We start from the raw sequence: 15,839 nt of genomic DNA, 5'->3' as shown, positions 1-15,839 counted from the left end.
TCAGGCGAAGTATTCCCGAATATGTTTGATGACCATCTGCTGTTCAGCGTCTGTTATGTTGTAAAACATCGGCAAACGCACTAGACGATCACTTTCACAAGTAGTAAAACGGTCTTCCCCGTGAAAGCGGCCAAATTTTTCACCACCGGGGCTGGTGTGCAGAGAAACATAATGGAATACCGTTAGTACACCCGCGTCCTTCATATAGCTATTGAATGCCGAACGTTCTTCAACATCTTTCAGCTTGATATAGAACATATGAGCATTATGCTCCAACCCTTCCGGTATGACAGGCAATGTCAGGAGACCAGCATCAGCCAGCGGTTTTAATGCTTGATAATAGGTATTCCACAAGGCAAGGCGACGCTCATTGATTTTTTCAGCTTCTTCCAATTGCGCCCACAAATAAGCAGCCTGAAGCTCCGACATCAGATAACTCGAACCAATATCGCGCCAAGTATATTTATCAACTTGACCACGGAAAAACTGGCTACGATTAGTCCCTTTTTCGCGAACAATTTCCGCACGGGAAATCAGCGATTGATCATTGATAAGCGCTGCCCCACCTTCACCACCAGAAGAGTAGTTTTTGGTTTCGTGGAAACTGTAGCAACCAACATGCCCGATAGTTCCCAGTGCACGCCCTTTATAAGTAGACATTACTCCCTGTGCAGCATCTTCCACAACAAACAGGTTATATTTCTCGGCCAGAGCCATAATGGTATCCATTTCACAGGCCACGCCAGCGTAATGCACCGGAACAATCACGCGTGTTTTAGCTGTAATTGCTGCTTCGATTTTGGTCTCATCAATATTCATGGTATCCGGGCGAATATCCACGAATACAATGGTTGCTCCACGCAGCACAAACGCGTTAGAACTGGAAACGAAAGTGAAACTCGGCATAATAACTTCATCACCGGGTTGAATATTCAGCAAAATAGCCGCCATTTCCAGTGCCGCGGTACAGGATGGTGTCAATAGCACTTTCGGGCAATTGAAATGCTGTTCCATCCACTCTTCACAACGTTTGGTGAAACCACCATCCCCGCAAAGCTTACCGCTCTCCATCGCCTGCTTCATGTAATCTAATTCAGTGCCAACTACTGGTGGTTTGTTAAATGGAATCATTTCATCCCCTATATAACCAATACGCGGTGCTTTCAACAAACGCACCACTGCGTGTATAAAGGCGCAAAGCAGCAATGTTGCTGGTTTGTGTCGCAATCCTTAACTGCCGTATTTTGTGGCGTTGACACCACTGCTGCGCCGCCAACATCAATTTTGAGCCAATCCCACGGCCAATATTTCCTGGGAATACCGCCAGCAAACCTATACGAGCTTCTCCTGCTCCTATATCTCGTAAGGTAACAAACCCTGCGGGTTGTCCATTATCTCCATTTACCAGCAAACATTGATGATCAAATGTCCCCAATACCGCTTTTTCAACCCAAGTCGCGTAAAAACGACCACTATCTTGCGGTTGATACCACGGGGTTCGGAAACGACTCAAAGGAAATACGTTGGAAGCTACCTCCTTCAACATCGGGATATCTCGCCGCTCAGCCGAAAGCAACTTACTCTCAGAGTTGTCGTTATTAGCACTTTCTATGCCAATTATTAAGGAAAGGTCTACTTCTCCTTCCACTAACGAAAAGCCCAACGCGAATAATCCATCAATAAGATCCAATCGCTGCGCAGGTACTTTAGCTTGCACTAAAGCATACTGCTCTAACTGAGATGAGGTTAGCAGACCGGCATCAGGCGTGAAATCAAGGCGAGCGGTGGACAACCCAAAATAGTGGCTATCCCACTCTAGTGGCTCAATACTGGCGCGCACGGACATGGAGCAGATCCAGCAGATATTGGCCATAGCCAGTTTTTGACAAGGATTTTACTGTTTCTCTTAGCTGTGCATCATCCAGCCAACCATTACGCCAAGCGATCTCTTCAAGACAGGCGATTTTAAAACCTTGACGCTTCTCAACGGTCTGCACAAAAGTACTGGCCTCAATCAAGCTGTCATGAGTGCCAGTATCCAACCAGGCAAAACCACGCCCTAACAACTCAATATTTAGTTCGCCATGTTCCAAATACATCTGGTTAATACTGGTAATCTCTAGTTCACCTCTGGCAGAAGGCTTGACCTGCTTAGCAAAATCTACTACTTGATTGTCGTAGAAATAGAGACCTGTTACCGCCCAGTTGGATTTTGGCTTTTCTGGTTTTTCTTCAATAGAAAGAACACGGAATGCGTCATCAAATTCCACCACCCCAAATCGCTCAGGGTCCATCACTTGATAACCAAAAACAGTCGCCCCTTTGCCACGGGAAACAACATTTCTCAGTTTTGGACTGAACCCTTGCCCAAAGTAAATATTGTCCCCCAATACCAAACAGCAAGGCCCGCCGTTGATGAACTCCTCACCAATTAAAAATGCCTGAGCTAAACCATCCGGTGATGGCTGTTCTTTATAGCTTAAGTGAATACCAAATCTGTCGCCATCACCTAACAGCCGACGGAAAGAAGGTAAATCTTCTGGTGTAGAGATAATCAGAATATCACGTATCCCTGCCAACATGAGTACTGACAAAGGATAGTAAATCATTGGTTTATCATAAATTGGCAGTAATTGTTTGGAAACACCCTGTGTTATCGGATGCAACCGGGTTCCTGATCCACCTGCCAGAATGATCCCTTTCATATTTACTGCCCCCATCGTCATTCAGTTTTTACCTAATCCAAGGCGTTCACCGGCATAAGAGCCGTCTTGAACTTTACGCCACCAGTTTTCATTTTCCAAATACCATTGAACTGTTTTACGAATACCTGATTCAAATGTCTCTTGTGGTCTCCAGCCTAGCTCACGCTCAACTTTCGCCGCATCAATGGCATAACGCATATCATGGCCTGGGCGATCCGCAACATAAGTAATCAAGTCTCGATAATACGCAATGCCCGCAGGTTTCTCAGGACAAAATTCTTCCAGAAGTTCACAAATCGCACAAACCACATCAATATTTTTGCGTTCATTATGACCACCAATATTGTAGGTTTCGCCGGGTTCAGCTTTTGTCACAACCAAATAGAGTGCTCTGGCATGGTCTTCCACATACAGCCAATCACGAATTTGTTTCCCTTCACCATATACCGGTAAAGATTTTCCTGCTAATGCATTTAAGATCATCAGTGGGATCAGTTTTTCCGGGAAATGGTAAGGACCATAGTTATTTGAACAATTGGTGATAATAACCGGTAAACCATAAGTCCGGTGCCATGCTCTCACCAAATGATCGCTGGATGCTTTGGACGCCGAATATGGGCTACTTGGCGCATAAGGTGTTGTTTCGGTAAAGAAGCCCTTTTCGTCATGTAAATCACCATACACTTCATCTGTTGAAATGTGGTGAAAACGGAAAACAGCCCGTTTCTCTTCACTGAGTTTCTGCCAGAAAGCACGCGCAGCTTCCAACAAAGTATAAGTACCCACAATGTTGGTTTCGACAAATGCCGCAGGGCCATCAATAGAGCGATCCACATGGCTTTCTGCCGCCAAATGCATCACACAATCCGGCTGATATTGTTCAAAGACCCGATCCAGCGCTCCACGTTGACAGATATCAACCTGTTCAAACGCATAACGAGGGCTATCCGCAACCGGGGCAAGAGATGCCAGATTACCGGCATAAGTCAGGCTATCAACCACAACCACGCTGTCTTCTGTATTATTAATGATATGCCGTACAACCGCGGAGCCAATAAAACCTGCACCACCTGTGATTAGAATACGTCTCAATGCCAGACTCCTTTTGTATCCACAATCCACTTCTGTTTAATTTCATGACTGTTTACAGCTTTAAACTGATTATGATCCACCAGCATCAACAGGATATCTGCTTCTTCCAGCGCCTTTTCCAGATTAACTAATCGAGTTATTTCCTTCAAGGAAGCAGGTAATTCATGAACATGAGGTTCTACAGCCAGCGTTTCACCTGCATGCCATTGCGCAATCATACCGGTGATATGTGCCGCAGGACTCTCACGCAAATCGTCAATATTTGGTTTAAATGCCAAACCAAAACAGGCAATTTTCACTTCGCTTGCGCGTTTTCCACTTTCAGCCAAACAATCCGCAACAGCCGACTTTACTTGATTCACAACCCACAATGGTTTGTCATCATTAACCATACGTGCTGTATGAATAAGACGTGATTGTTTTGGGTTTTGAGAAACAATGAACCACGGATCAACAGCAATACAATGACCACCCACGCCAGGGCCTGGTTGGAGAATATTTACGCGCGGGTGACGATTTGCCAAACTAATCAGTTCCCACACGTTGATACCTTGATCAGCACAAATTAAGGAAAGTTCGTTGGCGAATGCAATGTTTACATCTCGGAAGCTGTTTTCTGTCAGCTTACACATTTCTGCTGTTCTTGAATTAGTGACAACACATTCACCTTCAAGAAAAATTTTATACAGCTCGCTGGCTCTGGCCGAAGATTTTGACGTCATACCGCCAACAACACGGTCATTCTTGATTAATTCAACCATAACGTGTCCTGGCAACACACGTTCAGGACAATAAGCGATATCAATATCGGATTCTTCTCCAACCTGTTGTGGGAAAGTTAAATCAGGACGCTCTGCGGCCAGCCATTCCGCCATCTGCTCCGTCGCGCCTACTGGTGAGGTAGATTCCAGAATAACCAAATCACCTTTTTTTAGCACCGGTGCTACAGATTCGGCTGCGGAACGGACGTATGTCATATCCGGCTCATGATCGCCTTTAAAAGGCGTCGGAACAGCTATCAGAAAAGCATCTGCTGGTAACGGAGCAATCACGGCTTTCAGGTAACCACTTTCTACGGCAACTTTCACCACTTTGTCTAGATCCGGTTCTACAATATGAATTGCCCCACGGTTGATGGTTTCTACTGCATACTCATTAACATCCACACCAATGACTTTCTTATTGCGGGATGCAAACGCTGCCGCCGTTGGCAAACCAATATAACCAAGACCAATAACAGAAATAGTTTCAAAGCTCACAGTTTCAAAGCTCATAGTGTCACCTGATTTTTTTCAAAGCGTCGAGAATACGTTGACAGGCATCGCCATCCCCGTAAGGATTATGAGCGCGGCTCATTTGTTGATAGGCAGCATCGTCTGTCAACAATCGAGTCACCTCTTCCACGATAGTTTTTGTTTCTGTCCCTACCAGACGTACCGTTCCAGCATCAACTGCCTCTGGCCGCTCAGTAGTGTTACGCATTACCAATACCGGTTTTCCTAAAGAAGGCGCTTCTTCTTGAATGCCACCGGAATCAGTCAGGATCATATAGGCATGGTTCATTAGATAAACAAATGGCAAATAATCCTGGGGTTCGATAAGAATAACGTTATCAATATCATGCAAAATGCGCTTTACTGGTTCACTGACATTCGGGTTTAGATGAACCGGATAGACTACTTGCACATCTGGATGAGCGCGGGCTATCTGTGCCAAAGCTTCACAAATTCGCTCAAATCCGCCACCAAAACTTTCTCGACGATGCCCCGTCACCAGAATCATTTTTTTATTAGTATCAATAAACGGGTAGTGCTTCGCTAGCTTACTCCGCATAGCCTCGTCATTCATTATGCGATCACGTACCCACAGCAACGCATCAATTACGGTATTTCCGGTAACAAAAACCCGATTATCTGCAATGGACTCTTTCAATAAATTATTGTGGGAATTTTCTGTCGGAGCGAAATGATACATTGCCAGATGACCGGCAATCTTACGGTTTGCCTCTTCCGGCCAAGGGGAATAAAGATCACCCGTTCTTAATCCTGCTTCAATGTGGCCAACAGGGATACGTTGGTAGAATGCAGCCAAACTGGTTGCCATTGTTGTTGTCGTATCTCCGTGAACTAATACAACATCAGGCTTAAATTCTGCTAAAACGGGCTTCAATCCTGCCAAAATACGACAGGTAATATCCGTTAGATCTTGCCCTGATTGCATAATATTGAGATCAAAATCGGGCGTGATCTCAAAAAGGTGTAACACCTGATCCAACATTTCCCGATGTTGGGCGGTGACACATACTTTCGCTTCGAAGGCTTCATCCCTTGCCAACGCGTGTACTAGCGGTGCCATCTTGATAGCCTCCGGCCGAGTACCAAACACAGTCAACACTTTCACAGTGACTCTCTTATAGTCAGTAACTTGCAGATTTTCCTGCAAACAATACTCTTAATGCTATTTACTCCTGCTGCTGGAGTTGCAGAAGAGATCCCTCAGAAGCAGTTATTCCTAATAATGATCTGATTCTTTACGCGAACATCTAACCAATGCCGCGCCAGCTCCCACTAAAGCGCCCACTGCCCCCCACATAATCATCAAAAACATTCTGCGGGGGCTGTCTCTGGCAACAGGCTCCTCTGGTGTTCTCAAATAGCGATAAACCTGGAATTGATCCTGTGTCGGAAGAACATCCAATACTGCTAACATTGCAATATTCTGATCATAGTCCACATCATACTTAGGCCCTGTGGCTTCCAAAGTCTCAAGTTGAGCCTGTAACAACGGTGCCCCTAACATAAACATTTTTGAATCGGGCAACTGCTCCACCGGCGTATCCGTTTGATTGCGCCGAATTCCTTGTTTTTCCGCAATTTTCAGGGACTGCTGCAATACATTCATTTCGCGGTTATAAACCGCTTTAGCGACCATTTCCTGTCGCTTCACCAGTGCATCCATAGATTGGGCACGGGTAACCCATGCACCTTTTAACTCATCATTTAAATGAGTACTAGCACGACTATTAGCAAAAGCAATGTACTGGCGCAGGAGTTGATTTGCTTGTTCAGAAGACTCCGCGGTCAGTTTAATGCTGTCATTCAGCACTTTTTTATCATCATGAGGAATAAACTGAATATTATTGACTAATTCATCTAATAAGGCCGCATCAGCTCTGGCATCGCCCTTCTGCCGCTGCTTGTAATAATCAGATTTCAACCAGAATTCACGGCGAGTATCATATGCTGCAACCTGGGTGATGAACTCCTTATAGGCTTCTTCTGAAATAGACGGTAACTGAGTTTCCGGTGAAATGTTAATGTGAGTATCCAGATTACGCAAAAATTGCTGCTGAGAGTAATAACTTCCCAACTGATTAATCGTAGGCAGCTCAGTGGTTGCTGTAGCGCTCCATTTTTGTTGCATCAGATAAGATGCCCCTAGCGCCGCGATTGCGAAAATTATTGCCAGTACAACAATCCATATCTTTCCACGCCATAACGCACTGCACAAGGCTCTGATATCCAGCTCATGCTCCAGAGCTTGTTCATTCTGAATAGATTTCGTTTCTGATTTTATCACTGCACAAAACCTCTGCTGATAATAGATGTTTAATGGTTAGCTGAACGGTGCATACGACGCTTTTGCCGTTTAATGAAACGAGCTACCTTCCATACACGCTTGAGGCAATAGCCATACAACACAAATGCAAGCAAGAACAATGCCAACATTACCCACTCAGGCACAAATTCCAGCCATTCTCCGATAATGCCAATAGCGGCGAATAAAGCGGCAGCAACAGTGATTAAAATAAAAGCCTGACGTGATGAGAATCCAGACCGCATAATTAGGTGGTGAATATGTTGCCTGTCAGGAGAAAATGGGCTCATCCCTTTCCGTAACCGGCGGTACATAATAGCAACCATATCCATCAATGGAATGGCAACAACCCACAACGCAGTAACTGGATTAATAGGATGTTCATTCCCCTGAGTAGATTCAATGAGCAGCCAGATAATGGTAAAACCAATCAGTGTACTGCCCGCATCTCCCATAAATACTTTGAAGCGTTGGCTTAATAAACCAAGATTAAGAACAATATAAGGGAGAATGGCAGCAATAAATGCAAAACACCATAATGCTAGCGCCGTATTACCACTTTGATACAGTAAGATCCCCAAAGCACCGAAGGAGACACAGGATAATCCACCTAATAATCCATCTATCCCATCAACCATATTGAATGCATTGATGGCAGCCCAGACAGCAAATAGCGTCACAACATAACTAAACGGCCCAAGTGTCATGTCCCAAGGACCAAAAGCATAACCAAGACTATCTAATTTCAAGCCAGCAAAATACATCATCGCAATACCAACCAGAGCTTGGATAGTTGCCCGGACCTTAACGCTGATATCAAAACGGTCATCCAATGCGCCGATAAATACCAGTAAAGTGGCACAAATTAAATACAGCCATTTATGAGGTATAAACTCGTTTGTTATAACAAAAGTAAAACAGATCCCAGCAAATACCGAAATCCCACCAACCAGAGGTACTAATCCCTGATGATGCTTACGATAATTAGGTCTATCAACGAGGCCGATCTTCTTTCCCACGATACGCGCCATAAATAAAAACACAAACGAAAACAGGAAAATGCAAAAAACTTCGATACTCATACTGGGAATATTCACGATAAAAATTCTCCGTGAAAAACAAATATAGCCTGGTTATTTATTATCCACAGGTACATGGTTTTTCTGGCCAGGAACCAACTTCATAAATTCTTCGCTTCGTGAGGGTATTCTTCTTTATTTATTCACTGTAGAAAAATTAATAACCTTTACATCATATGTATGACACTATTGGGAAACAGTATTATGCAAAATACATGCCATATATAGTGCGATAATAGTACGGCGGATACAAAAAACGCCACGAAACTGTGGCGCTGATAATGATCATGAACTGAGCTAAAACTATGAACGTTTCATCATGTCAAAGAAATCGTCGTTCGTTTTGCTCATAGCCAGTTTGTTGATAAGGAATTCCATCGCATCAATTTCTCCCATCGGGTGAATAATTTTGCGCAGAATCCACATTTTCTGTAGCTCTTCAGAGGTGGTGAGTAACTCTTCTTTACGTGTACCAGAACGATTGTAATCGATAGCTGGGAAGACACGTTTTTCAGCGATTTTACGGGAGAGATGCAGCTCCATGTTACCAGTGCCTTTAAACTCTTCGTAAATCACTTCATCCATCTTGGAACCCGTATCCACCAACGCAGTCGCAATAATGGTCAGGCTTCCGCCCTCTTCCACATTACGCGCAGCACCGAAGAAACGTTTCGGACGATGTAACGCGTTAGCATCCACACCACCAGTCAATACCTTACCGGATGCAGGGACAACAGTGTTATAAGCACGTGCTAAGCGAGTAATGGAATCAAGCAAAATAATCACGTCTTTTTTGTGTTCAACCAGACGTTTTGCTTTCTCAATAACCATCTCTGCCACCTGAACGTGACGAGAAGCAGGCTCATCAAAAGTAGAAGCAATAACCTCACCTTTTACCAGACGTTGCATTTCAGTAACTTCTTCTGGACGCTCATCAATCAGAAGTACCATCAATACACAATCTGGATGATTGTGAGCAATGTTAGCAGCAATATTTTGCAACAACATCGTCTTACCCGCTTTCGGTGGCGCGACAATCAAACCACGTTGTCCGCGGCCAATCGGTGCAGCCAGATCCAGAACACGAGCAGTCAAATCCTCAGTGGAACCATTACCACGCTCCATACGCAAGCGACTATTAGCATGCAACGGGGTCAAGTTTTCAAAAAGAATTTTACTGCGGGCATTTTCTGGTTTGTCAAAATTAACTTCGTTAACCTTCAACAAGGCAAAATAGCGTTCACCCTCTTTAGGTGGACGAATTTTACCTGAAATTGTGTCACCAGTGCGGAGGTTAAAACGACGGATTTGGCTAGGAGAAACGTAGATATCATCGGGGCCGGCAAGGTAGGAACTGTCTGCTGAACGGAGGAATCCAAATCCATCCTGCAATATCTCCAGCACGCCATCACCGAAGATATCTTCTCCGCTTTTCGCATGTTGCTTAAGGATAGAGAAGATAATGTCTTGTTTACGCATACGGGCTAGATTTTCCAGCCCCATATTTTCGCCAAGTGTAATCAGTTCAGATACCGGCGTATTCTTTAATTCGGTAAGATTCATAATGGTGGGTTCTTAAACTCGGGGTATATCTCGAACTATGAACGTGAATAGTATGGCAGCGTCATCGATCGGTGCCTGTTTATTTTGTACAAAAAACAAATCAGACCTTTAATACGTTATTCATATAAAAAGGTAATAATTTGAAGTACTAAGATTGAGCTCAAATAAGACTGACAGGCTGTCAAAAACGCTGTTGAGATAATGCTGAAACATTACTGATTTCGATAAAAACTATCTCAACGTAACGAGCTATACGCCAGATTATTCCCGTATAACCCATTGGATATTTTAGACTATCCAGAGATAACAGACTTATCAGACACTACAGATTATTCAGTATGCAACATACTTCTAACATGATGTATGTGATACAAGCAGTGGCGCTAACTTATCACGCTTCTTTACGGACGTCTAGCGGTCAATGAAATAAATAATAATATACGCTAAACGCCCAGTATTAATGTGAGCTCACTTCAATCAGAGATTAGTATCCAAAAATTCTTTCAATTGAGTCTTTGACAGCGCTCCCACTTTAGTAGCAGCAACATGACCATCTTTAAACAGCAACAGCGTAGGAATACCACGGATACCATACTTAGGAGCCGTTGCCGGGTTGTCATCAATGTTCAATTTAGCAATAGTCAGTTTGCCTGAATATTCTGGGGCAATTTCATCCAAAATAGGTGCAATCATTTTACATGGTCCACACCAGGCAGCCCAAAAATCGACAAGAACTGGACCTGCTGCGTTAAGAACGTCAGTATCAAAGCTAGCATCACTCAAATGAATAATTTTTTCGCTCATTTTTTACTCCAAAGAATAATTTTTTACCATGCTAGTGTAACATTACTGATATAAGGTTGCCTTTATTTCAGCGGATACACTTTCGTAAGACAATGGTTAACTGATATTCTACCACACTATGAGTAAAACACACTTGACAGAAAAGAAGTTTTCCGACTTCGCCTTGCACCCCAAGGTTATAGAAGCTCTTGATAACAAGGGTTTTTCTAATTGTACACCGATACAAGCACTGACATTGCCTTTCACTGTTGAAGGCCGTGATGTCGCGGGGCAAGCGCAAACCGGTACGGGGAAGACGCTAGCATTTTTAACGTCTGCTTTTCATTATTTACTGACTCATCCCGCAGCGGAGGAGCGTCAAACCAATCAGCCAAGGGCGCTGATTATGGCTCCTACCCGCGAACTTGCTGTACAGATTTACTCTGATGCAGAAAATTTGGCACAGGTAACGGGTTTAAAGATGGGTCTTGCCTACGGCGGCGATGGTTACGACAAACAGCTAAAAGTACTGGAATCTGGTGTTGACATTATTATCGGCACTACCGGACGTCTGATCGACTATACCAAACAGGGGTACATTAATCTGAATGCGGTTCAAGTTGTGGTTCTTGATGAAGCTGATCGCATGTACGATCTCGGTTTTATCAAAGATATCCGCTGGCTATTCCGCCGGATGCCACCAGCAAACGAACGTATGAACCTACTGTTTTCTGCCACACTCTCTTACCGCGTCCGAGAATTGGCATTTGAACAAATGAATCATGCAGAGTATGTCGAGGTGGAACCGCTCCAGAAGACGGGACACCGTATCCGTGAAGAGCTGTTTTATCCTTCTAATGAAGAAAAGATGCGCTTGCTTCAAACGTTATTGGAAGAAGAGTGGCCTGATCGCTGCATCATTTTCGCCAATACAAAACATCGTTGTGAAGATATCTGGTCGCATCTGGCTGCTGACGGGCATCGAGTTGGGTTACTAACCGGTGATGTAGCACAAAAAAAACGGTTACGCATCCTGGAAGAATTCAGCAACGGCAATATTGATGTTCTGGTTGCAACTGATGTCGCAGCCCGTGGCTTGCACATTCCTTCAGTCACTCATGTTTTTAATTATGATTTACCCGATGACTGCGAGGATTATGTCCACCGCATTGGCCGTACCGGTCGTGCAGGTGAAAGCGGCCACTCGATCAGTTTGGCCTGTGAAGAATATGCGCTAAACCTGCCAGCGATTGAAAGTTATATTCAGCACCCTATCCCGGTCAGCAAATATAACAGTCAAGCCTTGCTGCAAGACTTACCGGTTCCTAAACGCCGCTACCGTTCGCGTTCAGGAAACCATCAGCGCCGTAACAATTTGTCGCATCGTAATAATACACCACGTAATAACCGTAAACGTTCAGGCTGAATAATGATGCTGAGTTCTTCTTCGCTCTATGCGGCTATCGACTTGGGTTCAAACAGTTTTCATATGCTGGTTGTGCGTGAAGTATCCGGCAGCATGCAGATACTGGCACGAATCAAACGTAAAGTCAGGCTAGCTGCCGGATTAGATAAAAATAACCGCTTATCTCAACAGGCGATGGAGAGAGGCTGGCAATGTCTCAGGATTTTTTCTGAACGCTTACAGGATATACCACCATCACAAATCCGCGTTGTTGCTACGGCAACTTTACGTATCGCTGAAAATTCAGACGAATTTGTGGAAAAAGCAGCAGAAATCCTTGATTGCCCGGTTAAAGTAATCAGTGGCGAAGATGAAGCTCGGCTTATTTACCAAGGCGTTGCCCATACAACCGGCGGCCCTGAAAAACGTCTGGTTGTCGATATTGGCGGTGCAAGTACAGAATTGGTTACGGGGAATGGGGCAAAAGCCACTCAGTTATCCAGCCTAAGTATGGGCTGTGTTACCTGGCTTGAAGACTACTTTAATGACCGTAGCCTGACGGCAGAAAATTTCGCTAAAGCCGAAGCTGCCGCACATGAAACGTTAAAACCCATTGCGCCAAAGCTTACCGAACAAGGCTGGCAGATTTGTGTAGGCGCTTCCGGCACTGTTCAGGCTCTGCAAGAAATCATGATTGCTCAGGGTATGGATGAGCTGATCACTTTGCCGAAACTTCAAGAGCTCAAACATAAAGCGATTGAATGCGGTAAGCTGGAAGAATTGGAAATAGAAGGGTTGACGCTGGAACGGGCTTTGGTTTTTCCAAGTGGTCTGGCTATCCTAATAGCAATTTTCCAGGCATTAAATATTGAAAGCATGATCCTTGCGGGTGGTGCCTTACGGGAAGGTCTTGTTTACGGCATGCTGGATTTACCAATAGAACTCGATATTCGTACCAGAACACTACGTAATATACAGCGCCGTTTTCAGTTAGACGTTGAACAGTCTCAACGGGTCAAACAATTGGCTGAACACTTCCTACCACAAATTGCGAAACCTTGGGAACTTGATAGCCGATGTCATGAATTATTACAAAGTGCCAGTCTGATACATGAAATTGGCCTGAGTATTGATTTCCACCAAGCTCCATCACATGCAGCCTATCTTATCAATTATCTCGCTCTCCCCGGTTATACGCCCGCACAGAAAAAACTCTTAGCCACATTACTAAAGAACCAAAGTGGCCCCATCGATTTGTTTTCCTTTAATCAACAAAACGCCTTACCTCTGATACAAGCTCAACGTTTATGTCGTCTGTTACGGTTAGCTATCATCTTCGCCAACCGTCGTCGAGATGACACGCTCCCGGCTCTACGTTTAAAAGTGAACGGTGAAACGTTAACAATAACGTTACCTCATGGCTGGCTAACGCAACACCCTCTGCGGGCAGAGTCTTTACAACAGGAAATTCAGTGGCAAAGCCATGCTCAATGGCCACTTGCTTTAGACGAGCAGGATACTCAAACCTGAATAAAATTGTTTTCCCTGTATCTCTATCTCTGTGATACAGGGGGGTCTTCAATATATTTACGACTTATTTTTTTGTCCAAGTCCTAAACGCGATTTGATATCCGCGATACGCGATTGCCCTTTTTGCATTCTTTCTTCGGCAGTCACTATTTTTTTATCTTGTGGCCAATGCAAATCATCCTGTGGCAACTCATGCAAAAAACGACTTGGTTCTGGACGAATTAACTCGCCATATTGACGACGTTCTTTACATAAAGTAAAGAATAACTCCCGTTGAGCTCGGGTGATCCCTACATAAGCCAATCGTCGCTCTTCATCAATATTTTCTTCATCAATACTGCTCTGATGAGGCAACAATCCTTCTTCCATGCCGACTAGAAATACATAGGGAAACTCCAACCCTTTGGAAGCATGTAGAGTCATCAATTGCACCTGATCAAACTCCTCACCGTCCTCGCCTCGCTCCAGCATATCCCGTAATGTGAAACGCGCGACCACCTGAGATAAAGTCATTGGTTCGTTCAGTTCATCACCTTCCAGCATTTCACTCATCCAAGTGAACAACTGATTAATATTTTTCATCCGCATCTCGGCCGCTTTTGGGCTCGGTGATGTTTCGTACAGCCAGCTTTCATAATCCATACCATGTAGCAGATCACGCACAGCTAGCAAAGGATCTCGTTCAACCTGACGAGTTATCTCATCCATCCAGTGAGTAAAACGCTGTAGCGCCGCCAGACCGCGGCCGGTCAAACTTTGTTCCAAACCAAGATCAAAACTGGCCTGATAGAGACTTTTATTGCGCTGATTCGCCCATTCACCCAGTTTTTGAACGGTAGCCGCACCAATTTCACGTCTTGGTGTATTGACAATTCTTAGGAATGCGCTGTCATCTTCAGGATTAGTCAACACCCGCAGATAAGCTAACACATCCTTAATTTCAGGGCGGGCAAAGAAAGAAGTGCCACCAGAAATCCGGTAAGGAATGCGGTTTTGCATCAGCATCTTTTCAAACACGCGGGATTGATGATTTCCTCGATAGAGAATAGCGTAATCTTTATATTGGGTCTTATTGATAAAATGATGTGCCATCAGCTCCCCAATAACCCTTTCCGCCTCATGCTCTTCATTATTAGCGGTAATCACTTTCAATGGATCACCATACCCCAATTCAGAAAAGAGCCGTTTTTCAAACACGTGGGGGTTATTGGCGATTAAAATATTAGCCGCTTTCAGAATACAGCCAGAGGAACGATAGTTCTGTTCCAGTTTGATCACATTAAGCTTCGGGAAATCCTCTTTCAGCAGCACCAAATTTTGAGGTCTTGCGCCACGCCATGAATAGATCGACTGGTCATCATCACCCACCACCGTAAAACGAGCCCTTTGTCCCACCAACAACTTAACCAGTTGATATTGACTGGTATTGGTGTCCTGATATTCATCGACCAACAGATAACGAATACGGTTTTGCCAACGCTCCCTGACTTCTTCATCATGCTGCATCAGCAAGGTCGGTTTGGTAATTAAATCGTCAAAATCCAATACATTACAGCTCGCCAGATGTAAATCATAGCGGCGATAACATTCAGCAAACTGATGCTCCTGAGCAGAACGGGCTAATGCTAAAACTTGCTGTGGAGAAAGTAGATCATTTTTCCAGTTTGAAATGGTAGAGATCAATTTCTGTAATAGATCTTTATCTTCTTCCAGTAAATCGGCTGTTAAATCTTTCAACAGAGCCATCTGGTCCTGATCATCAAACAACGAGAAATTGCTTTTCATTCCTAGAGCTTTGTATTCGCGCTTAATGATTTCCAATCCCAAAGTGTGGAAAGTAGAAATCATCAACCCCTTAGCCTCTTTGCGCCCCAGAGTTTGTGCTACACGCTCTTTCATTTCCCGCGCAGCTTTATTAGTAAACGTCACAGCGGCAATATGACGAGGCTGATAGCCACAAGTACGGATAAGATGAGCAATCTTATTGGTGATCACTCTCGTTTTGCCAGAACCCGCCCCTGCCAGGACCAGACAAGGACCGGTAACAAATTCGACAGCTTGTTGTTGGCTAGGATTTAATCGCAT

The 15,839-nt window shown here is 44.3% G+C and carries 13 protein-coding genes; 2 read left to right on the top strand and 11 right to left on the bottom strand.

Features of this window, described 5'->3' with window-relative positions; all coding sequences use genetic code 11:
• The 10 genes from rffA to trxA all read right to left on the bottom strand — a co-directional run bounded on the left by rffA (nucleotide 1) and on the right by trxA (nucleotide 10,840).
• Nucleotides 1–1,131, bottom strand: coding sequence for a dTDP-4-amino-4,6-dideoxygalactose transaminase (gene rffA / locus EAE91_RS02260; protein ID WP_214087073.1), 1,131 nt, complete (start codon nucleotides 1,129–1,131; stop codon nucleotides 1–3).
• Between the two features lies 1 nt (nucleotide 1,132).
• Nucleotides 1,133–1,846, bottom strand: a complete 714-nt coding sequence (gene rffC, locus EAE91_RS02255; protein WP_214087072.1) for a dTDP-4-amino-4,6-dideoxy-D-galactose acyltransferase — start codon at nucleotides 1,844–1,846, stop codon at nucleotides 1,133–1,135.
• Nucleotides 1,824–2,705 (bottom strand): glucose-1-phosphate thymidylyltransferase RfbA, encoded by an 882-nt coding sequence (gene rfbA / locus EAE91_RS02250; RefSeq protein WP_214087262.1) that lies wholly within the window; start codon nucleotides 2,703–2,705, stop codon nucleotides 1,824–1,826. Before rfbA ends, rffC begins: the two co-directional genes overlap by 23 nt.
• Before the next feature lie 21 nt (nucleotides 2,706–2,726).
• Nucleotides 2,727–3,803 carry a dTDP-glucose 4,6-dehydratase gene (gene rffG / locus EAE91_RS02245; RefSeq protein WP_214087260.1) on the bottom strand — a complete coding sequence of 359 codons (1,077 nt, stop codon included), beginning with the start codon at nucleotides 3,801–3,803 and terminating at the stop codon, nucleotides 2,727–2,729.
• Nucleotides 3,794–5,056: a UDP-N-acetyl-D-mannosamine dehydrogenase gene (gene wecC, locus EAE91_RS02240; RefSeq protein ID WP_214087261.1), complete on the bottom strand. Its 1,263-nt coding sequence runs from the start codon at nucleotides 5,054–5,056 to the stop codon at nucleotides 3,794–3,796. The genes rffG and wecC overlap by 10 nt, the downstream gene beginning before the upstream one ends.
• A 19-nt stretch (nucleotides 5,057–5,075) precedes the next feature.
• Nucleotides 5,076–6,197 carry a non-hydrolyzing UDP-N-acetylglucosamine 2-epimerase gene (gene wecB, locus EAE91_RS02235; protein ID WP_214087071.1) on the bottom strand — a complete coding sequence of 374 codons (1,122 nt, stop codon included), beginning with the start codon at nucleotides 6,195–6,197 and terminating at the stop codon, nucleotides 5,076–5,078.
• A gap of 111 nt (nucleotides 6,198–6,308) precedes the next feature.
• Nucleotides 6,309–7,376 (bottom strand): ECA polysaccharide chain length modulation protein, encoded by a 1,068-nt coding sequence (wzzE, locus tag EAE91_RS02230; protein WP_214087070.1) that lies wholly within the window; start codon nucleotides 7,374–7,376, stop codon nucleotides 6,309–6,311.
• Between the two features lie 29 nt (nucleotides 7,377–7,405).
• Nucleotides 7,406–8,491, bottom strand: a complete 1,086-nt coding sequence (gene wecA, locus EAE91_RS02225) for a UDP-N-acetylglucosamine--undecaprenyl-phosphate N-acetylglucosaminephosphotransferase (RefSeq protein WP_214087069.1) — start codon at nucleotides 8,489–8,491, stop codon at nucleotides 7,406–7,408.
• A gap of 285 nt (nucleotides 8,492–8,776) precedes the next feature.
• A complete protein-coding gene (gene rho, locus EAE91_RS02220; protein WP_011148733.1) occupies nucleotides 8,777–10,036 on the bottom strand; it encodes a transcription termination factor Rho in 1,260 nt (419 codons plus the stop codon).
• Nucleotides 10,037–10,513: 477 nt separating this feature from the next.
• Nucleotides 10,514–10,840 (bottom strand): thioredoxin TrxA, encoded by a 327-nt coding sequence (gene trxA / locus EAE91_RS02215; protein WP_214087068.1) that lies wholly within the window; start codon nucleotides 10,838–10,840, stop codon nucleotides 10,514–10,516.
• A gap of 118 nt (nucleotides 10,841–10,958) precedes the next feature.
• Here trxA and rhlB point away from each other — a divergent pair, with 118 nt between their 5' ends.
• Together rhlB and gppA are read left to right on the top strand one after the other, a co-directional pair.
• Nucleotides 10,959–12,245 carry an ATP-dependent RNA helicase RhlB gene (gene rhlB / locus EAE91_RS02210; protein WP_214087067.1) on the top strand — a complete coding sequence of 429 codons (1,287 nt, stop codon included), beginning with the start codon at nucleotides 10,959–10,961 and terminating at the stop codon, nucleotides 12,243–12,245.
• A 6-nt stretch (nucleotides 12,246–12,251) separates the two neighbouring features.
• A complete protein-coding gene (gene gppA, locus EAE91_RS02205; RefSeq protein ID WP_214087259.1) occupies nucleotides 12,252–13,754 on the top strand; it encodes a guanosine-5'-triphosphate,3'-diphosphate diphosphatase in 1,503 nt (500 codons plus the stop codon).
• 57 nt (nucleotides 13,755–13,811) lie between these two features.
• On the opposite strand, the gene rep is transcribed toward gppA, so the two are convergent.
• Nucleotides 13,812–15,839, bottom strand: a complete 2,028-nt coding sequence (gene rep / locus EAE91_RS02200; RefSeq protein WP_214087066.1) for a DNA helicase Rep — start codon at nucleotides 15,837–15,839, stop codon at nucleotides 13,812–13,814.

Source organism: Photorhabdus noenieputensis (assembly GCF_018448935.1).
Classification (GTDB): domain Bacteria; phylum Pseudomonadota; class Gammaproteobacteria; order Enterobacterales; family Enterobacteriaceae; genus Photorhabdus; species Photorhabdus noenieputensis.
The sequence above is the reverse complement of the archived record's forward strand: the minus strand, read 5'-3'. Positions and strand labels throughout refer to the sequence as shown.